Source organism: Bacillus pfraonensis (assembly GCF_050768835.1).
Classification (GTDB): Bacteria; Bacillota; Bacilli; order Bacillales; family Bacillaceae_G; genus Bacillus_A; species Bacillus_A pfraonensis.
This window is the reverse complement of the sequence record NZ_JAHCDO010000007.1, coordinates 113,399-135,982: the sequence shown is the minus strand read 5'-3', so window position 1 is coordinate 135,982 and position 22,584 is coordinate 113,399. Positions and strand designations below refer to the sequence as shown.

Below are 22,584 nucleotides of genomic sequence, written 5' to 3'. Positions count from 1 at the left end.
CATATCGACCTTATGAGTATGTTATAATGGATTTTGTTTCATTTTAGGCACTAGGAGGGATATGTAATGAAGGTTCAAAACCCTTTTCCATATACAAATGACAATAAACGTTACCATACGTGGAATTATCACTTACGAAAAGAGTTCGGTGAAAAAATCTTTAAAGTTTCATTAGATGCTGGATTTGATTGCCCAAACCGTGATGGCACTGTTGCATACGGCGGTTGTACGTTTTGCAGTGCTGCTGGTTCTGGTGACTTTGCTGGTGATCGCCGCGATGATGTTGTAACGCAGTATCATGAAATGAAAGAAAAAATGCACTCGAAATGGAAAGATGGCAAGTGTATCGCTTATTTCCAAGCGTACACAAATACACACGCTCCATTAGAAGTATTAAAAGAAAAATTCGAACCACTTTTAGCTGAAAAAGATGTAGTTGGTCTTTCCATCGCAACTCGGCCAGACTGCTTACCTGACGATGTTGTTGAATATTTAGCTGATTTAAATAAACGCACGTATCTTTGGGTAGAACTTGGACTACAAACGGTTCATGAACGCACAGCAAATCTTATTAACCGTGCTCATGATTATCCAACATACGTGGAAGGTGTAAATAAACTTCGTAAACATGGCATTAGAGTATGCTCTCATATTATTAACGGACTCCCACTTGAAGACTACGACATGATGATGGAAACTGCCCGTGAAGTCGCAAAACTTGATGTACAAGGCATCAAAATTCATTTGCTTCATCTATTAAAAGGAACGCCAATGGTGAAGCAATATGAAAAAGGACAGTTAGAATTTCTCTCTCTTAAAGATTATGTAAGTCTCGTTGTTGACCAACTTGAAATTATTCCAGCAAATATGATTGTGCACCGCATCACAGGTGACGGTCCGCCTGACTTAATGATTGGTCCAATGTGGAGCTTAAATAAATGGGAAGTATTAAATTCCATCGATGCGGAATTCATGCGCCGCGGAAGTTGGCAAGGGAAATATGCAAACGAGGTGAAAACATTATGAAATTAGAACGTGTCTTGCCGTTTGCACGCACGCTTTTGCAAACAGCTGTTAAAGACGGAGATTACGCCGTAGATGCAACGCTCGGAAATGGTCATGACACTTGCTTTTTAGCGGAGATTGTTGGAGAAAATGGGAAAGTATTTGGATTTGATATTCAGCGTGAAGCGATCGAAAGTTCAACTACTCGCTTAAAAGAAAAAGGATTAGAAAAACGCACTGTTTTAATTCACGATAGCCATGATACGTTATTATCTGTACTACCAGAAGATGCGAACGGTAAAATAACAGGAGCCATTTTTAACTTAGGTTACCTTCCTGGCGGCGACAAACATATCGTTACAAAACCAAACTCAACGATAGCTGCTATTGAACAATTATTAGAAGTAATGGCACCAGAAGGAATCATCGTTCTTGTCATTTATCATGGACATCCAGAAGGACAAGTAGAGCGCGATGCGGTACTGAAATTTGCTGAAGAACTCGATCAAAAACAAGCTCACGTACTTCGTTACGGATTCATCAATCAGCAAAACAACCCGCCATTTATCGTGGCGATTGAGAAGCGTTAAATATATCGGCGATTTTTTTGATATATCGAACGTAACTTCAATTATATCGGCGCAAATTGAAATATATCGACTGCTCGACAAAAAACGCAATAAAACAGACGTGCATATGTTGCACGTCTGTTTTTATTGTTACACCTCAATATATACCATATAATGGATATATAAACATTCTAGAGAAGGAGTGTACCATTTTGCTGCTAGAACTAAAAGGGATACAAAAGAAATACGACAAACAGCTTATACTAGAAAACATCCATTTATCAGTTCCAAAAGGACAAGCAGTTGCCATTATCGGCGGCAACGGTACCGGAAAAAGCACTTTACTAAAAATCATCGCGGGATTTATTCATCCTACGGTAGGCACAATCCACAAAGCGTCAAATTTGAAAATCGGATATGTACCAGAACATTTTCCAAAAGATATTCGTTTTACGCTAGAAGATTATTTATATCATCTCGGTCGTATTCATGGTCTATCGAAAAAATATCTACAAACGAAAATTCCTTCGCTATTAGAAACTTTTCATTTACAGCATGCCAATCATTCCGTTATAAAAAACTTTTCAAAAGGAATGAAACAAAAAACGAATATTATGCAAGCACTCCTTAGTCATGTTGATATATTGATTTTAGATGAACCACTTTCTGGGCTTGATCCAAAATCTCAGAAAGAAGTTGAACATATATTACTTACATTGAAACGACAAGGTCTCACAATTCTCTTCACTTGCCATGAAAAACAACTCTTAGAAAGCTTTGCCGACCGAATTGTAACAATCGCTGATTATACCATTGCAGAGGACAAGCTTTTGGCAGCTGATATAACCCAAAAAGAACATATTTACATAGAAGCGACCGTACCACACACATTTTCCATCTCAGAATTACAGAAACAATCCGGTTATGTACATGTTACATATGACGCAAAACAGAGCTTCATTCAATTACAAATTGAAAAGACTTGTACAAACGATATACTTCACTATTTATTACATACCAATGCATCCGTTACATTATTACAACCTAAATTGTTAAAGCGAGAGGAGGATTTCTATGCTCGCACTCATTCGTTACAATTTTCTTGATTATACAAAGTCATATAAATATGTTCCACCAATCGCAATGTACATCGTAAGTTTACTTTTTGTTTATACTTATAAACCAAATCCAATTGTTGCAACGTATTTAGAAACTGCTCTTACGCTCTACTTACTGTCAGCTTGGATTACGATTACACTGTTTCATACGGAAGATTCTGTTCAAGAACAAATTACTCTTTCTCATACAAAAGACATACAGACTTTATACCTTGGTAAATATGTAACAGTTCTTCTTATTTGCGTAGTTTTATCTCTAATTTCGGTTATATATCCTATTGCCTTTCAAATGTTTAACGAAAAAATGACACTCTCATTATTTATCACGGGATTCCTTTCCCACTTTTCTTTATCTATACTTGGGATCTCCATTGCAATACTATTTACGCGAAACATCATAAAAAAAGCAAGTACAGCTTGGCTTAGCCTTTCATTTGTATTACTGATTACAATTGCATCCATTCGTCTCAAAAAAGACATGCCGGAATTATTATGGTTTTTCCCGCTTATCAATGATTTTATGATGCTTGGTTCTTATGAATACAACTTGGCTATCCATGCACTATGGCTTACTTCATGGGCTCTTTTCTATTCATTTGTTTTAATGAGTTTCTTTCTCTATCTTGTACGAAAAAGAAGGAACATGTAGACGGAAACAAGAATTTCTAAATTTAGATTATGCAATCAGGAGGATTACAATAATGATCGGAATACTAGCAGGAATGGGGCCGAAATCAACAGGTCCATTCGTTGATACAGTCGTTGAGCAATGCCAAAAAATATACGGTGCAAAACATGATATGGACTTCCCTCATATGATGATTTATTCTTGTCCAACACCTTTTTATATCGATAGACCGATTGATCATAAGGCGATGGAACAAACAATTATAACTGGTGCACAAAAACTTGAAAGTACGGGTGTCGATTTTATTGCCATGCCATGTAATACAGCTCACCTGTATTTTGATGAATTACAGAATTCAGTTTCCCTTCCCCTTCTAAATATGGTAGATGAGACACTGAAAGAAATACCAAATCACGTGAATAAAGTGGCACTCTTAGCAACTGATGCGACTGTTCAATCTGGTATATATCAAGCCGGAATTACAAAACGTGGTATAGACTATATACATAAAAATAGCTGGCAAACAGCTATCACTCAAATTATCTCGAAAATAAAAGTAGGGGACCTGCATGAGGCAAGTGAATTATGGCATACACTTTGCATAGAATTAGCTGAAGCAGTAGATGGCGTTATTATAGCTTGTACTGATTTAAATGTTGTATCAAATGCAGGCACAAATAACCTTTACTTTGTGGATTCATCGGTTTGTCTTGCTAAGGCGGTTGTTCATAAATATTTAGCAAATCAATTGTAAATTATATACATATTCTATACATCAAGAACAAAAAGACGTACATATGCTGTACGTCTTTTCCTATTTCCCGAAGATTTTTTATTTTTTTCACATTTTTTTCAAAGTAATCACACCTAGTCTCGTTATATTAAATACATATTTTATTCATATATGGAAGGTTAGGGGCATTAAAGTATGAAACTAAATCGTTCGCTTCACTACATTTTCTGGAGGTGGCATTTTTACGCCGGTTTATTTATTACACCACTTCTCATTACTTTATCACTCAGCGGCATTGGATATCTGTTTCGAGAGGAAGTTGAAAATTTCATTTATAAAGATTTATATTTTGGAAATAGTGAGCAGACCGAATCTCTGTCTATGTCTGAATCTGTTTCGCTAACAAAAAAGAAGTATCCTCACTATACCGTTACAAAAATTAGTCATTTTAAAGACGAACATAATACTAGACTTACAATGAAAAATGAACATACAGGTGATCAAAAATATGTTTATTTAGATAACAATAATCAAATTGTTGGAGATCAAAACGCAAATGAAACGTTTGCCAGTATAATGCGGGAATTACACAGTTCTCTTCTAGTTGGTGGAACTATTGTAAACTACTTAGTAGAACTTGCTGCTTGCTGGACCATTTTTCTAATTGTTACAGGTTTGTACATGAGTATAAAACGTTTCAAAAATACTCCGATAGCAAATGCTAGAGAGCGTTCAAAACGACTACACAGCATAATCGGTATCGTATTTACAATTCCACTCGTTCTCTTAGTACTGACAGGATTACCTTGGTCTGCTTTCATGGGGAAACAAATTTATAATATCACAACTTCAAGTGAATCACTTGGGTATCCAAAATTATATACGGCGCCACCAGAGTCTAAATTTAAAGAGCTACCGTGGGCAACTAGACAGGAAACACCACCGCAATCAAATTCAAACGAGCAGAAGGCTCTTTCAATTGATGCCCTAGAAAAAAAGGTTCAAATCGAGAAACCTTATGTAATTGCATTACCAGATGACCCAAAAGGAGTATTCACCGTTTCAAAATCTAGCGGATCAGGTATTACAGGAATGCATGTATCACCAAATGAAGAGATTACTGCATATTTTGATCAATATAGCGGGGAGCTCATTTCAAAAATTGACTATCGTGACTATGGATTATTTGCACAATGGTTTTCCTATGGTATCCCGCTTCATGAAGGACATTTATTCGGATGGCCAAATAAAATACTATGCTTACTTACAGCCTTATCCTTGTTATTTCTCATTTATTTTGGTGTTAAAATGTGGCTAGCAAGAAAAACAAAAGGTAAGCTCGGCGCGCCACCAAAACAAAAAGATAAGAAAAGCATATTGGCCTTCATACTTATTATGATTCTCTTAGGTATTGCCATGCCTTTATTTGGTTTATCTGTTCTTATTATTTTTATTGTTGAATTTTTACTATATCTATTCTCTAAAATCAAAGAACCAAAAGCATAAGAAAAAGCATTTGTACACTTTGTACAAATGCTTTTTCTACATGAGCTGAAAGCTATAATACGCCATTCGATATTTTCTTTAACACTGGATTTAATACTTTTAAGCATGAAAATATAACAGCAAATATAATAACGAATGAAACAACAGTTTTCAAAATCCCAACTGGAATATGACTCACAAGCCAGTTTCCACCATAATATATGGAAAGAAAAGCAATGAAAATTGCTATGACATATGAAATAAGAACACCGAAAAATTGCATAATAGTCAATTTTTTATACGTTCCTGTTATTTCCTTTCTATATTTTAATGTCACATATACAAATGCCATTATCGATAAAATTGAGAATATACTCCCCATACTTCCCCCTCCACTTTAACTTACTTTCTTCTTTTTATCACTCATCAAAAACAGAACATCTACAATAATAATAACCCCGATAACAACCTGTGTTATATAATCCATTGTAGTTGGACCGCCAGCTCTATTTATCATCGTATATACGCCAAGTAGGAATGAAACAGAAAGACATACTAACAATGTAACTCAATCATTACTTTGGGGACATTTTTTAAATTACCACCATTTCTTCGATTTTTTTTACGAATACACTAGGGTCTGTATGTTGAATATGTTTTATCTTGATCCAATCCGTCCCATGCTGAATGGAAATTTTCATCCCAAACAAACCTTCTTTCACTTTTATAGCGGATATTTGATCAAATGAAAATTCTTCAAATAATGTATTTCCAGCAATATCAGGCCCACAGAAAAAGAGCCTTCTATTCGTCAAAATGATTACACCTGATCGCATGACACTTCGATATATGAAAGTTTCTAAAGAACATTGCAGGTACGATATGATATTTTCATCCTCATATAATTTTTCTTTGGCTTGATTCAATACATTTTCCATGCTTCCACCGCCTTTTGAAATGACTATACTTTAATTATCCTAAAATTGGAATATAAAGTCAAAACAAAGTATAGCAAGGATTCTCGTCAAAAAACAAATCAAAAAGACGTGCTTCATATACACGTCTTTTCATCCTTCTATCACTGCGCCATTTTCTTTCTATACATCTTCCCGTTCCAATAGAAGAATCGTGAAGTGAACCCACCGTATTTCACAATACGCCGTGCCATTTGCTGCATATTCTTTTGCTCTGATACCTTTTGGTCCGATAAATAAATTCCAAGGAGACCACGGCTAATAAGACGATGAAACTTCGCATGCGGTAAGTCACCGATATTTCTTTCTGCTTCTTCTACAAAATGCTTCATTCGCTCTAATATGACTTGTTCATTTTCATAATAACTACAGAAGTTTAAGTCTCCGCCAAGACGATCTTCTTCTTGATCAATAAAATAATCAAGTAAAATATGAAGTCCTTGTACATATGGAAAATAACCTTGCTTAATCTTTGCAATATCTTCATCAAGTAATTCATCATGAAACGCATACGCAACAAGACAAAAGATTCCAAGTGTGGATCCTGCACATGCAGAAAATTCAAACCAGCTCATCGCTGGTACATTTTCTTTATGAGCTTCAAACCATGTTTGCAAGCGTGGTTCTCGCTCTTCTAATTTCACATGCTTATGAATTTGCAAATCACAATAGTAACAAGCAAGTTCGTGAAGGATTGGAGCAATTTTGTCATAGTGCTTTGTTTTTCTTAGCACATCTTGGCATGTTGCAACAAGCTCATCTAAATAACCACCATCATCTTGATCATCACGGTAACGATAGTAATTCGTTCCTTCACTTTCAGGTGTTAGTGCTGTTATCATTGATTCATGCAGTGCGGCAAAATCATTCGGATCAAGCGATGTACTACGATCACATAAATTATCTAAGTAATCACTAATCGTCTGATATGCCACAATAAAACGAATACAATCCTCACGGTGCTCATTTGCAAGCAGCGCTAAAATACCACCGCCTTCACAATGAAACGTTTTATGTTCAATACTTGCAATTGCCTGATTATGAAGCTCATCATTCGGAATATGGTAGGCACGCTCTTTCCACATCGCTAGCTCATGGTGTACAACCGGAAACACATCACGGTATACTTTCGCCATGAGCGTTATGGGATTACTCGGTACGTTCACTTCTTCCTTCATCTCCTCTATAAAATGTACAAATCATTATTTATTTGTTTCTATTATGTTATTTACATGTATTTCAGTAAATGCTTTGATATAGCTAAAAATTTCATCTCGCTCATACTCATTTAATAGCTCATGGTAACAATTTGACCATTCCTTATACGCCTTATCACTAATCTTTAAGTTATCAAACCATTTACGGACACGTGTTTTATCTACAAGTTTATCCTCACACGCCTGCATTAGCAAGAGCGGAACATCTGGAAACTCATCAATTTTGTCATGCGCAGTCTCAATAGATTTTATCAATTCACTATACCAACGAACTGACACCTTGCGCAAGAACAACGAATCATTTTCCATTGCATCACGAATTTCTTTATTCCTCGTTGACATTTCTACTGTAAGGTTGGTGGGAAATTGAAGTTTCGGCGTGAGAATATTTAACACTTTTGAGGCAGCTCGAAGCGGTGCGGCAGGTACCGCTAGAACCCCTAAGCACGGCGAGCTTAATACAATTCCATCTATATCTTCTCTCTTCGTTTCTTCCATCATTCGAATCACAATAAGTCCGCCCATACTGTGTCCAAATAAAAAAATAGGAAGCCGATATTTCCTTGCTTCTTTCACCCATAATTTCACTTCTTCTATGTATTCATCAAATGAATCAATATGTCCTCTATTTCTTGAAGTTGTTCCATGAGCCGGAAGATCTCCCATAACAACATGATACCCGAAATGATTCCACATTTCGGCTAGCGCTTCATAACGTCCATGATATTCCATCGCACCGTGCACAATCACGATTACCGCTTTAGCTGTTTCCGCTTCATAATTCCACATACGAAACTCCTCCATTTCACTCTTTTCTGTAATTTGATACACTAAAACTAGTTTCTAGGAAAGGAAGGCTTTACATGATATATCCTTATAAAGATAAAAATCCGAAAATTGCGAGTAGTGCTTTTATCGCTGACTACGTTACGATTACAGGCGATGTCACAATTGGTGAAGAATCAAGCATTTGGTTTCATACAGTTATTCGTGGTGATGTCTCACCAACAATCATTGGAAACAGAGTAAATGTGCAAGATCAATGTACACTTCATCAAAGCCCGCAGTACCCCCTTATTTTAGAAGACGATGTGACAGTTGGACATCAAGTGATTTTACATAGCTGTACGATTAAAAAAGATGCTTTAATCGGGATGGGCTCTATCATTTTAGACGGTGCTGAAATCGGCGAAGGTGCATTTATTGGCGCTGGTAGTTTAGTTTCACAAGGAAAGAAAATTCCTCCTAATACGCTCGCTTTCGGTCGCCCTGCAAAAATTATTCGCGAATTAGCAGATGAAGATCGAAAAGATATGGAACGCATTCGTAGACAATATGTTGAAAAAGGACAGTACTATAAATCACTGCAAAAATAGCATTTACTTGCTGCCACTAAAATGGCAGCTTTTTTTGTTAAAACGCTAACCTTTTCTTTACAAAATCTTATTATTCCCTCAATAAAATTTTATTAAAATAGAAGATATCATCTGAATATATATGTAAATGAGAGGAGAGAGGTTTCATGAAGGTCAGCTCCTTATATAAAATAGAATGTTACATTTTCAAAGGAATTAATCGTTACTTTGATCAAAAAACATTAAATATCTTTTTCCGCACGATTACACATATCGGTGGGGCAATCTTTTCTATCTCACTCACGTTATGCTTCCTTATCTTTTCAAAAGGGCTTCTGCACACTGCCGCAATTGCAGCAGCTCTTTCATTAGCAATAAGTCATATTCCTGTGCAAATTTTAAAAAGGTGGTACCCACGTAAACGGCCTTATTTAACAATTCAAGATGCAAAATACCCATTGCATCCATTACAAGATCATTCCTTTCCATCTGGTCATACAACAGCTATTTTTTCAATTGTTGTTCCATTTATTTGTCATGATACAAACTTGGCAGCCTTTTTACTCCCATTAGCAATGATTGTAGGAATTTCTCGTATCTATCTTGGGCTTCACTATCCATCAGATGTACTTGTAGGTATGTGCTTTGGCACATGTTCTGGCATCATCTCTTTTTATCAATTCATTCCACTTTTCATGTAAAGGAGCGATTGGATGAGAGTCGCCATATTTACTGATACATTTACACCCCAAGTAAACGGCGTGGCAAAAACATTAGATCGTTTGACCTGTTATTTTCAAAAACAAAATATTTCCTATTCCGTATTTGCACCGCAGCATACAGCAGAAGATGACTTCTTAGCCAATGTGAATAAAATGAGAAGTATCCCGCTGAAAATACTATATCCAGAATGCCGATTTGCATTTCCAAATCCACGTATTAAGCGAGAGCTTCTTAGCTTTAGACCCGATATCATTCATGTCGCTACTCCTTTTAACATGGGACTATGCGGCATGTATTACGCAAAAAAATTAAATATCCCTCTTGTCGGTTCTTATCACACTGACTTTAATGCCTACTTGAAGTATTATAAAATTGAATTTTTCTCCAATATGTTATGGAATTATTTAAAATGGTTTCATAGCCATATGCAAAAGAACTTTGTCCCTTCTCTCGAAACATTGCAGCAATTAGCTAAAAAAGAATTTCAAAATTTATATATATGGGGACGAGGAGTAGATTGTTCTCTCTTCCATCCTGCTTACAATAAAGACGTATTCCGAAAAAAATATAATATTACTGCTCCATACATTCTTTCATATGCCGGACGCATCGCCCCTGAAAAAGATATCGAGACGCTTCGTATATTGATTCAAACAACACTTAAAGAACGAACAGATAATATTCATTGGCTTATTGCTGGAGATGGCCCCCTTGCCAAAGAATTACGTGAAACCGTGCCAACAACTAACGTGACCTTTACAGGATATTTACAAGGAGAAAACTTAGCAGAAGCTTATGCATGCTCTGATCTGATGGTATTTCCATCAGCCACCTAAACATTTGGCAATGTCGTACTTGAATCACTCGCATGCGGTACACCAGTAATTGGTGCAAATTCTGGCGGGGTAAAAAATATTATTACAGATGGAAAAACAGGTTTTCTTTGCGAGCCAAAAAATGCGAACTCATTTTTATCATCCATTTATCAGCTGTTAACTAACAAAGCAATGCGTAAACAAATGAGCATAACCGCTAGATCCTACGCCGCTACACAAAACTGGGATGATATTTTCCACGGCTTATACATGCAATATGAAGAGGTGCTTCAGCAAAACAATGCCGAACTACTTGCGTAATAGAAAAGTTCAACTCATAAAGTGAAACTTTAATCAGTAGTTTTTTTCTTCATCCCCACTGATTATTAGTTGAACGAATCAGGCTTTTACGGACAGTTCATCTTCCACCTAACTTCTTTTTTTCGCTGAATTTTGAGGTGGGAGTGTTACTGTCCGTTAATGCGGGATAAATGAAAAAGGTATGACGCTATAACGTCATACCTTTTTCTTCTTTTTCTCATTCAGTAACCGGACATATTCCTCTTGTGTATTTACATTCATAAACAATTCCTTCGCCACATTCCATTCTTCTTCCATCACATACTTTACATGACACTGCGATAAAAGCTGTCCCACACTTCGTTTTTCTTCATGTAACAATGCGTATATTTTTTCTTTTACACGATTATGATATGCCGCTAATAATGGCTGCTTTCTTCCATCAATAACCGGAATAATCGCTTCATATTCATCATTTATTTGCCCTGTTAATGCTGTAATCCACTCACTTGAAAGGTTTGGCGTATCACAAGGAGAAACGATATACCAATCTGCATTTATATGCTCCATCCCCGATACAATCCCCGCAAGCGGACCATCTCCTTTATAGGAAGGAGTATCTTCTATAACAGGAACGTCTACTAAAGTAACAATTCTTTCTTTTATATCAGGATGACTAATCACAACTACATCTTGCACGGCAGTCTGCATGACCTGAACAATGTGTTCGATAAAAGTATGTCCTTGCCAGCTTGCTAAGGCTTTCGGCTCACCAAAGCGTCTTGACATACCACCTGCTAATACAATTCCAGCGAGCCTTTTCATTGTCGATGCAGCTCAAATGTAATATGTCCAAGCTCTGGCAAAATCAATTTATTCATTGCAAGGCGAACAGCCCCGCTAGAACCAGGCATCGAAAAGACAACTTTTCTTCCGATTGTTCCACCAATTGCTCTACTTAGCATTGCAGCGCTTCCGATATCTTCTAAATAACTAATCATCCGAAACAGTTCACCAAATCCAACGATTTCCTTATCTAATAATGCTGAAACGGCTTCAATTGTCACATCACGCTTCGTAATGCCTGTTCCGCCGTTTGTTAAGATAACGTCAACATCTTCTTGGTGATAGCCAGATAATACAGCCTGTTTAATATCTTCTTTATCATCTTTTACAATTTCATAAGCCGTTACCATGTGTCCTGCTTCTACTAATAATTCTTTTAATAACTTGCCGCTCTTATCAGTCTCTTCTGTACGTGTATCAGAGACCGTAACAATTTTACAGCGCACTTTTTTGGGCGCTTGCTTTTTATGTTCTATTACACTCATTTTTATTCGCTCCTTCTTATGAACTACTCATCATTTTATCATATCGTATCGAAACTTTATGAAGTATGAAATACATCACATGTCTACAATTATGTATCAAATGAACAAAACATCATGATACAATATAAGTATATATAACCATAAAAAGGTATTTTTCCACAATCCAAATTGTATTTAACAATATAAAACAACTTGCACCAAGTCCCATTTTTAATTCATCTAAGCCACTATCAAATTATTTCCTATGGATGAGATATCAATATTGTAAAAACTCTCTATCCAAATGTCCGACGGTTCTGACCACACATACTTAACAAGTACAGCAATTCTTCTCGCCCTTTCCTATTGAATTGGATTTTGAATCGCGCGGAACAATCTGATGCAAACTAAACAAATTTTCATAATTAGGAGGCTTATTCATGGAACTTTATCAAAAACTTACAACGGTATTTATCCTTCTATTTGTCGCTTCCATCAGTGCTGGGATGGCATTAAAGGATGCTGTTCCTTATTCAGCAATCGGTGGCTGGGGATTCGCAACGCTCTTTTTGCTATGCAGTGCATTTTGTGCTGGAAAAGCGCGTCAGAAGAAAGGATGATAGCATTTGTTCCGTTAATGCGGGATAAACTATCCAAGCAAGCTTGAACTTATAATCCATACAATAAAAAAAGCTTTGCGCCTTCGCGCAAAGCTTTTTCTTCTTATATTATAGACCAGCTTGCTCTTTTAAAGCTGCTGCTTTGTCTGTACGTTCCCATGAAAGATCTACATCAGTACGTCCGAAGTGTCCGTAAGCTGCTGTTTGTTTGTAAATTGGGCGACGTAAGTCTAACATTTTGATAATGCCAGCCGGGCGAAGATCGAAGTTGTTACGAACTAGTTCTACTAGTACTTCTTCAGATACTTTACCAGTGCCGAATGTATCAACTGAAATTGATACTGGTTGTGCTACGCCGATTGCGTATGCAAGTTGTACTTCTGCTTTTTCAGCAAGGCCAGCTGCTACGATGTTTTTCGCAACATAACGAGCTGCGTATGCCGCAGAGCGGTCAACTTTTGTAGCATCCTTACCAGAGAATGCACCGCCGCCATGACGAGCGTATCCGCCGTAAGTATCGACGATGATTTTACGTCCTGTTAAACCAGCATCCCCTTGTGGTCCACCGATTACGAAGCGGCCAGTTGGGTTAATGAAGAATTTTGTTTCCTCATCCATTAATTCTGCTGGTACGACAGCTTTGATTACTTGCTCTTTTAAGTCACGATCGATTTGTTCCCACGTAGCTTCTGGGTGATGCTGCGTTGAAATTACAATTGTATCGATACGTACTGGTTTACCATTTTCATCATACTCAACTGTAACTTGCGTTTTACCGTCTGGACGTAAATAATCTAATGTTTCATCTTTACGTACTTCCGTTAAACGACGAGCTAATTTGTGAGCAAGTGAGATTGGAAGTGGCATTAATTCTTTTGTTTCATTACATGCGAAACCAAACATTAAACCTTGGTCCCCTGCACCGATTGCCTCAATCTCAGCGTCAGTCATTTGACCTTCACGTGCTTCTAACGCTTGGTCAACACCCATAGCGATGTCAGCAGATTGCTCATCGATAGATGTTAAAACTGCACAAGTTTCTGCATCGAATCCGTATTTTGCACGAGTGTAACCGATTCCTTGGATTGTTTCACGAACGATCTTTGGAATATCTACATAAGTAGAAGTCGTAATTTCCCCCGCTACCAATACTAAACCAGTTGTTACTGTTGTTTCACAAGCTACACGTGCATTTGCGTCTTTTGCTAAGATCGCATCTAAAATTGAATCAGAAATTTGGTCACAAATTTTATCTGGATGTCCTTCAGTTACAGACTCAGATGTGAACAGATGACGTTGTTTTGTCATGTGGTAAACCTCCCTACAGTAATTGTATATATTGTACGGAACTCATCCTTAATTTGCCACAAACTGCGACATTCATTTATTCTCCCACACAAGCATAAAGAAAAACCTTTCCTATTTATAGAGAAAAGGTTTAATTTGCTACTTGCATACTGCTTTTTGCCCTTCGCTCTTATCGTTCGAGACCTTGCGCCTCGCACAGGTTTTAGCACCTATTCACTTGTTTTTACCAATACAAGTGAGGTTGCTGGGCTTCATCGGGCCTGTCCCTCCGCCAGCTCGGGATAAGAGAGTATCCGTCCCAACCTATACTAAAGAAATGATATTCATTTGTCAATTAATATTCACATATTCCTACAAGTTTTTCGCATTTCTTGTCGAACAAAATATTAATAGGAAAATTATACATTCACACAAACAAAAATAAATAAATAGTATACATTATTTATATGATTGTGTTATACTCTTGGTGGGGATTACGAGAAATATTTCATTAAAATGAAAAGGATGGTATATAAATATGAGTACTGTGAATGTCCAAATTGGATTACACGAATTACTGAACGGAAGCAATGCACAGATTCAACTAAGCGTTCCACAATTAGTGGAAAAAGTACTAATGAGAAACGAAGGGAAATTAACTTCTACTGGTGCCGTCTCTGCTTCTACAGGAAAGTATACAGGACGTTCTCCTAAAGATAAATTCATTGTGAAAGAAGCATCGGTTGCAGATAAGATTGCTTGGGGATCTGTAAACCAACCGATTTCTGAAGAACATTTTAATAAATTATATACAAAAGTATTAGAGTACTTAAAGGAAAAAGACGAATTATTCGTGTTTAAAGGATTCGCTGGTGCTGATCGCAACTATCGTCTTCCATTACAAGTTGTTAACGAATATGCATGGCACAATTTATTTGTACATCAATTATTTATTCGTCCAACTGAAGAAGAATTAGCAAATCATGAATCTGAATTTACAATTGTTTCTGCACCAAGCTTTAAGGCAGATCCAGCGATCGACGGCACAAATTCTGAAGCATTCATCATGGTTTCATTTGAAAAACGCATCGTATTAATTGGTGGTACGGAATACGCTGGAGAAATGAAAAAATCAATTTTCTCTATTATGAACTTCTTACTTCCAGAACAAGATATTTTATCAATGCACTGCTCTGCAAACGTAGGTGAAGAAGGCGATGTCGCTTTATTCTTCGGTTTATCTGGAACAGGTAAAACAACACTATCTGCTGACCCACACCGTAAATTAATCGGTGATGATGAGCACGGTTGGTCTGATAACGGCGTATTCAATATTGAAGGCGGTTGCTACGCGAAATGTATTAACCTGTCTCATGAAAAAGAGCCACAAATTTTTGATGCAATTACATTTGGATCAGTGCTTGAGAACGTTGTAATTGATAATCAAACACGTATTGCAGATTATAATGATACTACATTAACAGAAAATACACGTGCTGCATACCCAATTGATGCGATTGATAATATCGTAGTGCCAAGTGTTGCAGGACATCCAAACACAATTATTTTCTTAACTGCTGATGCATCTGGAGTATTACCTCCAATCAGTAAATTAAATAAAGAGCAAGCTATGTACCATTTCTTAAGCGGTTACACTAGTAAACTAGCTGGAACTGAGCGCGGCGTAACTTCTCCGCAAGCAACATTCTCAACTTGCTTCGGTTCTCCATTCTTACCACTTGATGCATCTCGCTATGCTGAAATGCTTGGTGAAAAGATTGAGAAACATGATGCGAAAGTATTCTTAGTAAACACTGGCTGGACTGGTGGCGAATACGGCGTTGGAAAACGTATGAACTTAGGCTACACTCGTGCAATGGTACAATCGGCATTAAACGGCGAGCTTGATAACGCTGAAACAGCGAAACATGACATCTTCGGTCTTGAAGTACCACTACATGTACCAGGTGTACCTGATGAAGTATTAATGCCTGAACAAACATGGGCTGATAAAGCAGCTTACAAAGCAAAAGCAATCGAACTTGCAGATAAGTTCAAAGAAAACTTCAAAAAATTCGAGAACATTTCTGAAGATATTATCAAATTGGGCGGTCCAATCGCTTAATTTAAAACCTTTACTGTCTGAATGACCTTTACTCATATGAATAAGCATGTTGTAACCTAAAAGGATCGCGTACTCACCGACAAAACCCATGCGGCTTTGCTGGTTGCACATACTTACAATAAAAAAGAAGCTTACGATCAAAACGTAAGCTTCTTTCTTTTACTTTCGTGGTACTCCTAATGCAAATTTCCTACTCACCTGCTCCTTTTACTTTCACACGGCATGAAGCGAAAAAAAGCACTGACCGCCTTTATCCATGGCCGGACGTTCTCTCCCTACTCAAAAAGAAAAGGGATATACCAGGAGGGAAAATTTGTATATTTTGATTTCCCAACATACACATCACGGCTTCAGAAATAAAAATGGATTCCCCTCTCACTTGCTCCCTTTGTTTTCACACACGGCATGGAGCCAAAAAAGCACTGACCGCTGCTACACATCGCCGGACGCTCTCTTCTCAACTAAAAGAAAAGGTTTTTGTATTTATTTCTTCGCATCTCTCATGCTATAGTATCCTAAATTAATAACAATTAAAAAGTAACCACCCATAATCCCAACAGCAAACGCCCACATAACCATATGGTGTTCAATCTCATACATAATAATCGCACCGAGAATCGCTGCTGCAAAGCGATTAATCATACCAAGTGTTGGTGCTTTACTCTTTTTTACAATACTATCTCCAAGCTTTTCAATACGTCTTCCTAAAATCCAAACACAATACATACTAACAAGTAAACCAATCCCCGCACCTAGAAAGTGTGCAGAAAAAGGTGTCATCGCCCATCCTAATAGCATCGCACCTAACAAATAATACATTTGAATTTTAAATGACCTTAGTGACATACTAATCATGCAGTTCTCCTTTACCATTATCATCTTATTTACATATCATCAGACTTTATCTGTTATATTCAAAGAAAAACAACATAAACACTACACTTATGTTGTTAAAATATTTTTCGGAAATAATATTATACAAGATTTCTAGTTTGAAGGCAGGCGCAATTTATGACTTTTTTTCAAACATTTTTTCATAGTTTTACAAAAAAGTGATATCAATCTATAAACATATGGATATGATGTAGTAAGTACACAAGTAAAGGGGGCTTCTAATGATTTATTTTTTAATGGCTCTCATCCACCTCATTATCCCTGCACTTATAGGACTCTCGTTATATTGGTACACAAAAAAACATAGTATTTTCTATGCTGTCCTCGGTGTTCTTCTTCCTGGGATTATTCTCATTGCACTGTTTCGCATACCTTTTCTCAACTTACTTCCACTTATTACTGCTATTTTGTTCCTTATATTTCTGCCCAAAATAAAAAAATAGGAAAGCAGATCATAACTGATCTGTTTTCCTATTTTGATATATGTTCTGGCGCAATTGACTGCGTTTCAAACTTTTCAGATTTCACAAACCATAAACCGAGAAAAATAATCCCCCCGCCGATCATTTGTTGCAACGAAATATATTCCTTCGCCCATACCGCCGCAAATACAACTGCAACAAATGGCGTAATATACATATACACCATTGTATGAGAGGCCCCATTTTTTTGAACTCCAATATACCACATAACTAAGCCAAATACTGTGACAAAGAAAATAGAATATAATAGCGCAAACCATGTCATTCCTTGTTCAATTTGAAACGGCAATGAAAAAATATGCCATCCGCTTAGTATAGCGAGTGGAATAGCTCCAACAACTGCTGACCATGCAGTCACGCGAAGTGCTGAATATTTTTTAATCAGTGGTCCTGCTAGAACTGGATAAAGCCCCCAGCATATCGATGTAATGAGTCCAATCCCATTTCCATAAAAGGAACCAGCCAGTGAATGCCCAGCTAATAAAACAAGAGCAGCACCAATGCAAGCTACAATAGAACCGACTAGCTTTCGCTGAGAAAACTTCTCTTGTTTCAAAAAAACTGCAAACATCGTTGTAAAAATAGGTGATATAGAAATGAGTAAGGAAGCGTTCGTAGCAGATGTATATTTGATAGTTTCCATAAATAATGTTTGATACAGCACGATTCCCACAACACTAACTACAATGAGCCTCGGTATATCCCGTAACTCCATATGCAATGACTTTTCAATATACAATGTAAGTAATAATAATAGCGGTGCTGCTGTAATCATACGGAGCGCAGTAAACTCAATGGCTGTAAATTCTACAAGCCCGTATTTTCCAATTGTATAATTGACACCCCAAATTATAACTACACTTAAAAGTAATAATTCAATCCCCCATCTTCTCACACGTATCCCCTCCGCACGGAAAATTATACAGAAAATTCAATCATATGTACATTTCATTACATGAAAAATTGCATCAGAAAAAGGAGCATTCAATTTGCTCCTCCTTAATAAGTTATACTCGAATATGAAGTTTCATATTTGGATTATAAAATTGACTTGGACTTTTCAATTGAAAATGTCCTCCTGATTCATGTAAATCAACAGTCAACTTATCATCCATAAAAACAAGCTTCGTACGATCCGCAATAAACTGCAATTGATTCGATTCAATATCTACATCACGTTCATCTTTTTCTGATACAGCTACTAAATCAATAATGCCACTCATCACGCAGCCGCACCCTTCATTATCGTAAAATAATTTGATAAACTTCGCTTCATTCGGAATCATATCCATAATTTTTTTATATGCTGCATCTGTTACAGTAACGTACATTCAATAGTCCTCCTACCTCTATACATCATTCTTATATTGTACCATTCTTTTTAAGAATTCTATCCATTTGTTGTATACAGAAAATTTCGACTACCATACAATATATGCGATAAAAGGGGATGTATTATGCCAGATTTAACACATTAGACTCTTTATTTCAAAGTGAACTCCCCACCACTTAACGACCTTACAGTCTGTTTGAATTGGGGGCTTCAAAAGTCAAAAGACTTTCTCTTTTATTGCTAATTCATCCACAAGCCTACTAGCTCATGTAACACTTCCCCTGAAGACGAATTAAAGAAAACGTGTGGGATCAATTATCTGAACATACGAAAGAAGAACTAAGTGACGGCTGGAAGAATGCTACAATTACAATCGAAACATTGCAAGCCGGAATATCTTCTGTCAAAGATTCCTCTTATATCGGAAAAAACGTCTATCGTGTTTCGTTTCCATCTGATCGTTCTTACACACTTGGAAATGTAGATGTTTTTGTTGATATGGATACAAAGAAAGTCATTAGATTTTATATGCGAGATTGATTATAAAAAAGGATTCACTAAGAATCCTTTTTTTGTTTCATATACATGTAACATCTTAAGGCTGAATCATTTTCAAATTAACCTTTTTTACACGTGACTTTCTTTCTTCTCTCTTGTTAAACACCCACCATAAGGGCGCATATATGAAAGCAAATATGATAAATCCAATTAATGTTTTAACACTGAAAAAACCGGAATCTGGTATTTCATATACATAAACAAGTACACTTAATACGATATCTTTTACTATCAAAGAAAAGAGCATTATAAAAAATATAGGCCATATGCCTTTAGAAAACATCTGTCTCCCCTCTCACAAAATACAAATTATTCTAATGCAGTTATTTATATATATATACTATAATATTTGTATTTTTCACAATAAGTTTTTTAACAATAGTAATTTTATATAACAAGAGATATGTAGCTAAGCCTACATATCTCTTGTTACTACCTGCAAAATTTCATGAGGAATTTGAAAAACATAATCAGCTTCTTCAAATCCCTTTGTTGTTTTTGCTCCCCAGAGTGCTAAACCAAATTTTGCCCCCGCTTGTTTTGCACATTGTAAGTCATACAGGGAATCACCTATATAGATTGTTTCGCTAGCATTGATATTTAGTCGTTGTAAGCATGTTAATAATGGTTCCGGATGTGGTTTGTGATTGCTTGTGTCTTCCACACAAATAGAATGCTCAAAGTATGAATGCAATTCAAATGGTTCGAAATCATCAACGAATTCTTGTCTTGTTTTCGAAGTGACAATCCCTGTTCGAATATTATATGGAGCTACCGCTTGTATCACTTCTTCGATTCCCTCGAAAACCTTTATTTCATTTTTAAATTCCGACATATTCTTAGTCCATTTCTCATGAACCCTTCCTATATTCGCTACCCTTAATTTCTGTAACGCAGCAATCCCCGGAATCCCTAATGCAAACCGTAAATCTTCTAAGTCGTACTGACCCCCTTCTTCCTGCAATGTTTTTCGTAATGAATATAAAACTGCCTTCTCCGTATCTAAAATTGTGCCATCAATATCAAAGATAATTCCCTTCATCTCCATATCCCCCTTTTTCTTGCACTACTCTCCCAGCACGACTTCAATACCATGATTTCTCACAACATCACTTAAACGCTCTGGAACGTTATCATTTGTAACAATCGTGTCAATCGCTTCTAACTGCAACGCTTTAAAGCTTTGACGCTGGTTAAACTTTGTAGCATCAATGAGTAAAAATACTTGATTCGTTTGTTTGATTAACTCACGTTTAAAATATATATCCTCTTCAAATGCATAGTAAACACCCTCTTCTGTAATTCCAGGCGCTCCAATAAATACTTTATCAAAATGATAATCCTTTAATTTTTCCATAGCTGCAAACCCTGTTACATGGCGCGATTGCTTATTCAAATGTCCACCTAAAATATGAATATTTACATTAGTAGTATCTGCTAAACGATTTACTGTATCAATGGAATTTGTTACAACTGTCACATTGTTTGCTTCTAAAAACGAAGCCATACAATTAACAGTTGTGGAAACATCAAGATAAATAATTTCATTATCTCGCACGAAAGATGCTGCTGTTTTTCCAATAGATTGCTTATACTCAGCCTCTTTCTCTTCTCGATTTACGTAATCCGAAATTTTGTGGTGAAAAGAAGGCAAAGCTACCCCACCATGCGTTCGAACAATTTCTGTTTCATTTGTTAGCTTCACAATATCCCTTCGTGCTGTATCTCTTGAGACACGAAACAATTCACACATCATTTTCAAGCTCATTGTTTTATGACCATTCAAGTATTCCGTTATTCTTATTAATCTTTCTTCCTGATTCATTTTATCACCTAATTCTATTTACTTTTAAGTTCTTTTAAGTTATTTTAAGTATAACACACAAACAAACAATCAATTATACTTATTTTAACTTAACATTAAGAAAGACTCATCAACAAATATGCTTGAAGGAGTGGGAAAATGCTACGTACAATTATTCTAGACTTTGATGGAACATTAGCTGATACATTGCCTTTATGTTATTATTCGTTTCAAAATGTATTTCAAGAATTTGACAATAAGATTCTAACAGACTCAGATATTCTTTCGATGTTTGGTCCGAGTGAGGTTGGGATTATTCATTCCAACTTACTTTCACATAATAAAGAAGCTGCTGTTGAAAAATATTACAAGTGGTATAAAGAAAAACACCATGAGTACGTAGATAAAAATATTGAAATAGCCAATCTTTTATTAGATTTAAAGAGAAAGGGATTCCAGTTAGCTATCGTAACTGGGAAAGCCCGCAGAAGTTTAGATATTTCTTTGGAAGCATTAGAACTAGATTCCTTATTTGATTACATTATTACTGGGGATGATGTAATCAAACCAAAGCCTAATCCTGAAGGAATTTTCCACGTCTTAAACGCATTGAATATAACAAAAGAACAAGCAGTATTCATAGGGGATAGTGATGCAGATATACTTGCAGGCAAGCAAGCAGGTGTACTCACAATTGGTGTCCAATGGTTATCAAACTATCAATCTCCAGAGTTCTCTGTACAACCAGATTATTTTATAGAAAGCATACAGGATTTTGTTCCTTTACTTGATACAAAACTAACCACAGTATAAAAAGAAAAGTACATCACTTTTAGCTAAGTGATGTACTTTTCTTTTTATCTTGTTCTAAATCTAAAACTCCCCACAAATCTCCCCACTCCCTCATCGCATCAAAAATCGAACGAAGTGTTTGTCCCTTTTCTGATAAAGAATATTCCACATGAGGTGGCATTGTTGAATAAACAGTTCGGTCTATAATGTTTTCATTCTCTAATTCTTTTAAGCGTAATGAAAGTGTTCTTGGACTAATACCAATTAGTGATTTTTCTAATTCTGCAAATCGCTTCGGTCCGTAAAATAAGTCTCGTAAAATGAGAAACGTCCACTTGCCACCGATTACATTCATCGTTTTTTCAATGGAACACTTTGATATGTTTTGCTCTTCTTTTCCGCACATTGTATCCATCCCCTTAACTATACAAAAGTGAAGTAGCTATATAAAAAATCA

General features: G+C 36.4%; 26 protein-coding genes, 1 pseudogene and 1 riboswitch. Of the genes and pseudogenes, 14 read left to right on the top strand and 13 right to left on the bottom strand.

Going from position 1 to position 22,584, the window contains the following annotated elements; translation table 11 throughout:
* Positions 1–66: 66 nt before the first annotated feature.
* The 6 genes from mnmL to KFD70_RS08765 all read left to right on the top strand — a co-directional run bounded on the left by mnmL (position 67) and on the right by KFD70_RS08765 (position 5,559).
* Positions 67–1,026, top strand: a complete 960-nt coding sequence (mnmL, locus tag KFD70_RS08790; protein WP_336450490.1) for a tRNA modification radical SAM protein MnmL/YtqA — start codon at positions 67–69, stop codon at positions 1,024–1,026.
* Positions 1,023–1,595, top strand: coding sequence for a tRNA 5-(aminomethyl)-2-thiouridylate-methyltransferase MnmM (gene mnmM / locus KFD70_RS08785; RefSeq protein ID WP_336450491.1), 573 nt, complete (start codon positions 1,023–1,025; stop codon positions 1,593–1,595). The genes mnmL and mnmM overlap by 4 nt, the downstream gene beginning before the upstream one ends.
* A 191-nt stretch (positions 1,596–1,786) precedes the next feature.
* Entirely contained in the window at positions 1,787–2,680 is an 894-nt protein-coding gene (locus KFD70_RS08780; protein ID WP_336450492.1) for an ABC transporter ATP-binding protein, read from the top strand.
* The gene (locus KFD70_RS08775; protein WP_336450493.1) at positions 2,649–3,341 is read left to right on the top strand and encodes an ABC transporter permease; all 693 of its coding nucleotides are present in this window, start codon (positions 2,649–2,651) and stop codon (positions 3,339–3,341) included. The genes KFD70_RS08780 and KFD70_RS08775 overlap by 32 nt, the downstream gene beginning before the upstream one ends.
* 52 nt (positions 3,342–3,393) lie before the next feature.
* The gene (locus tag KFD70_RS08770) at positions 3,394–4,074 is read left to right on the top strand and encodes an aspartate/glutamate racemase family protein (protein ID WP_336450494.1); all 681 of its coding nucleotides are present in this window, start codon (positions 3,394–3,396) and stop codon (positions 4,072–4,074) included.
* A 174-nt stretch (positions 4,075–4,248) separates the two neighbouring features.
* Positions 4,249–5,559 carry a PepSY-associated TM helix domain-containing protein gene (locus tag KFD70_RS08765; protein ID WP_336450495.1) on the top strand — a complete coding sequence of 437 codons (1,311 nt, stop codon included), beginning with the start codon at positions 4,249–4,251 and terminating at the stop codon, positions 5,557–5,559.
* A 52-nt stretch (positions 5,560–5,611) separates the two neighbouring features.
* Here KFD70_RS08765 and KFD70_RS08760 read toward each other — a convergent pair whose 3' ends face one another.
* From KFD70_RS08760 to KFD70_RS08745, 4 genes are all read right to left on the bottom strand, one after another.
* Entirely contained in the window at positions 5,612–5,920 is a 309-nt protein-coding gene (locus KFD70_RS08760; protein ID WP_336450496.1) for a hypothetical protein, read from the bottom strand.
* Positions 5,921–6,131: 211 nt separating this feature from the next.
* Positions 6,132–6,476, bottom strand: a complete 345-nt coding sequence (locus KFD70_RS08755; protein WP_336450497.1) for a PH domain-containing protein — start codon at positions 6,474–6,476, stop codon at positions 6,132–6,134.
* Between the two features lie 140 nt (positions 6,477–6,616).
* Positions 6,617–7,678: a tetraprenyl-beta-curcumene synthase family protein gene (locus KFD70_RS08750; protein WP_336450498.1), complete on the bottom strand. Its 1,062-nt coding sequence runs from the start codon at positions 7,676–7,678 to the stop codon at positions 6,617–6,619.
* Positions 7,679–7,714: 36 nt separating this feature from the next.
* Complete coding sequence (locus KFD70_RS08745; protein ID WP_336450499.1) at positions 7,715–8,518, bottom strand: alpha/beta hydrolase; 804 nt, start codon at positions 8,516–8,518, stop codon at positions 7,715–7,717.
* Positions 8,519–8,592: 74 nt separating this feature from the next.
* Between KFD70_RS08745 and KFD70_RS08740 the strand changes: the two genes are divergently transcribed.
* From KFD70_RS08740 to KFD70_RS08730, 3 genes and pseudogenes are all read left to right on the top strand, one after another.
* Positions 8,593–9,105, top strand: a complete 513-nt coding sequence (locus KFD70_RS08740) for a gamma carbonic anhydrase (protein WP_336450500.1) — start codon at positions 8,593–8,595, stop codon at positions 9,103–9,105.
* A gap of 146 nt (positions 9,106–9,251) precedes the next feature.
* Complete coding sequence (locus tag KFD70_RS08735) at positions 9,252–9,785, top strand: phosphatase PAP2 family protein (RefSeq protein WP_336450501.1); 534 nt, start codon at positions 9,252–9,254, stop codon at positions 9,783–9,785.
* 12 nt (positions 9,786–9,797) lie between these two features.
* Positions 9,798–10,943: pseudogene (locus KFD70_RS08730) on the top strand (glycosyltransferase family 4 protein).
* Positions 10,944–11,138: 195 nt separating this feature from the next.
* Here KFD70_RS08730 and KFD70_RS08725 read toward each other — a convergent pair.
* Together KFD70_RS08725 and KFD70_RS08720 are read right to left on the bottom strand one after the other, a co-directional pair.
* Positions 11,139–11,747 carry a molybdenum cofactor guanylyltransferase gene (locus KFD70_RS08725; RefSeq protein ID WP_336450502.1) on the bottom strand — a complete coding sequence of 203 codons (609 nt, stop codon included), beginning with the start codon at positions 11,745–11,747 and terminating at the stop codon, positions 11,139–11,141.
* On the bottom strand, positions 11,744–12,253 hold the full coding sequence (locus tag KFD70_RS08720; RefSeq protein WP_336450503.1) for a MogA/MoaB family molybdenum cofactor biosynthesis protein: 510 nt from the start codon (positions 12,251–12,253) through the stop codon (positions 11,744–11,746). The genes KFD70_RS08725 and KFD70_RS08720 overlap by 4 nt, the downstream gene beginning before the upstream one ends.
* 419 nt (positions 12,254–12,672) lie before the next feature.
* Between KFD70_RS08720 and KFD70_RS08715 the strand changes: the two genes are divergently transcribed.
* Positions 12,673–12,852, top strand: coding sequence for a hypothetical protein (locus KFD70_RS08715; protein ID WP_003208786.1), 180 nt, complete (start codon positions 12,673–12,675; stop codon positions 12,850–12,852).
* 108 nt (positions 12,853–12,960) lie between these two features.
* Here KFD70_RS08715 and metK read toward each other — a convergent pair whose 3' ends face one another.
* The gene (gene metK, locus KFD70_RS08710; RefSeq protein ID WP_336450504.1) at positions 12,961–14,160 is read right to left on the bottom strand and encodes a methionine adenosyltransferase; all 1,200 of its coding nucleotides are present in this window, start codon (positions 14,158–14,160) and stop codon (positions 12,961–12,963) included.
* A gap of 166 nt (positions 14,161–14,326) precedes the next feature.
* Positions 14,327–14,448, bottom strand: a riboswitch (SAM riboswitch).
* Between the two features lie 229 nt (positions 14,449–14,677).
* Here metK and pckA point away from each other — a divergent pair.
* The gene (gene pckA, locus KFD70_RS08705; RefSeq protein ID WP_336450505.1) at positions 14,678–16,264 is read left to right on the top strand and encodes a phosphoenolpyruvate carboxykinase (ATP); all 1,587 of its coding nucleotides are present in this window, start codon (positions 14,678–14,680) and stop codon (positions 16,262–16,264) included.
* 483 nt (positions 16,265–16,747) lie between these two features.
* On the opposite strand, the gene KFD70_RS08700 is transcribed toward pckA, so the two are convergent.
* On the bottom strand, positions 16,748–17,119 hold the full coding sequence (locus KFD70_RS08700) for an ATP synthase subunit I (RefSeq protein WP_336450506.1): 372 nt from the start codon (positions 17,117–17,119) through the stop codon (positions 16,748–16,750).
* Positions 17,120–17,379: 260 nt separating this feature from the next.
* Between KFD70_RS08700 and KFD70_RS08695 the strand changes: the two genes are divergently transcribed.
* The gene (locus KFD70_RS08695) at positions 17,380–17,601 is read left to right on the top strand and encodes a hypothetical protein (RefSeq protein WP_174100125.1); all 222 of its coding nucleotides are present in this window, start codon (positions 17,380–17,382) and stop codon (positions 17,599–17,601) included.
* A 28-nt stretch (positions 17,602–17,629) separates the two neighbouring features.
* On the opposite strand, the gene KFD70_RS08690 is transcribed toward KFD70_RS08695, so the two are convergent.
* Both KFD70_RS08690 and KFD70_RS08685 read right to left on the bottom strand, forming a co-directional pair.
* Positions 17,630–18,535, bottom strand: coding sequence for a DMT family transporter (locus KFD70_RS08690; RefSeq protein WP_336450507.1), 906 nt, complete (start codon positions 18,533–18,535; stop codon positions 17,630–17,632).
* Between the two features lie 112 nt (positions 18,536–18,647).
* Complete coding sequence (locus KFD70_RS08685; RefSeq protein WP_336450508.1) at positions 18,648–18,971, bottom strand: iron-sulfur cluster biosynthesis family protein; 324 nt, start codon at positions 18,969–18,971, stop codon at positions 18,648–18,650.
* Positions 18,972–19,276: 305 nt separating this feature from the next.
* On the opposite strand from KFD70_RS08685, the gene KFD70_RS08680 reads away from it, so the two are divergent.
* Positions 19,277–19,513 (top strand): hypothetical protein, encoded by a 237-nt coding sequence (locus tag KFD70_RS08680; RefSeq protein ID WP_336450509.1) that lies wholly within the window; start codon positions 19,277–19,279, stop codon positions 19,511–19,513.
* Between the two features lie 433 nt (positions 19,514–19,946).
* On the opposite strand, the gene KFD70_RS08675 is transcribed toward KFD70_RS08680, so the two are convergent.
* Both KFD70_RS08675 and KFD70_RS08670 read right to left on the bottom strand, forming a co-directional pair.
* On the bottom strand, positions 19,947–20,573 hold the full coding sequence (locus KFD70_RS08675; protein ID WP_336450510.1) for an HAD family hydrolase: 627 nt from the start codon (positions 20,571–20,573) through the stop codon (positions 19,947–19,949).
* 24 nt (positions 20,574–20,597) lie between these two features.
* Positions 20,598–21,356 carry a DeoR/GlpR family DNA-binding transcription regulator gene (locus KFD70_RS08670; protein WP_336450511.1) on the bottom strand — a complete coding sequence of 253 codons (759 nt, stop codon included), beginning with the start codon at positions 21,354–21,356 and terminating at the stop codon, positions 20,598–20,600.
* Between the two features lie 138 nt (positions 21,357–21,494).
* Between KFD70_RS08670 and KFD70_RS08665 the strand changes: the two genes are divergently transcribed.
* Positions 21,495–22,148 carry an HAD family hydrolase gene (locus tag KFD70_RS08665; protein ID WP_336450512.1) on the top strand — a complete coding sequence of 218 codons (654 nt, stop codon included), beginning with the start codon at positions 21,495–21,497 and terminating at the stop codon, positions 22,146–22,148.
* 19 nt (positions 22,149–22,167) lie between these two features.
* On the opposite strand, the gene KFD70_RS08660 is transcribed toward KFD70_RS08665, so the two are convergent.
* Positions 22,168–22,533, bottom strand: coding sequence for a winged helix-turn-helix transcriptional regulator (locus tag KFD70_RS08660; protein WP_336450513.1), 366 nt, complete (start codon positions 22,531–22,533; stop codon positions 22,168–22,170).
* Positions 22,534–22,584: the final 51 nt, after the last annotated feature.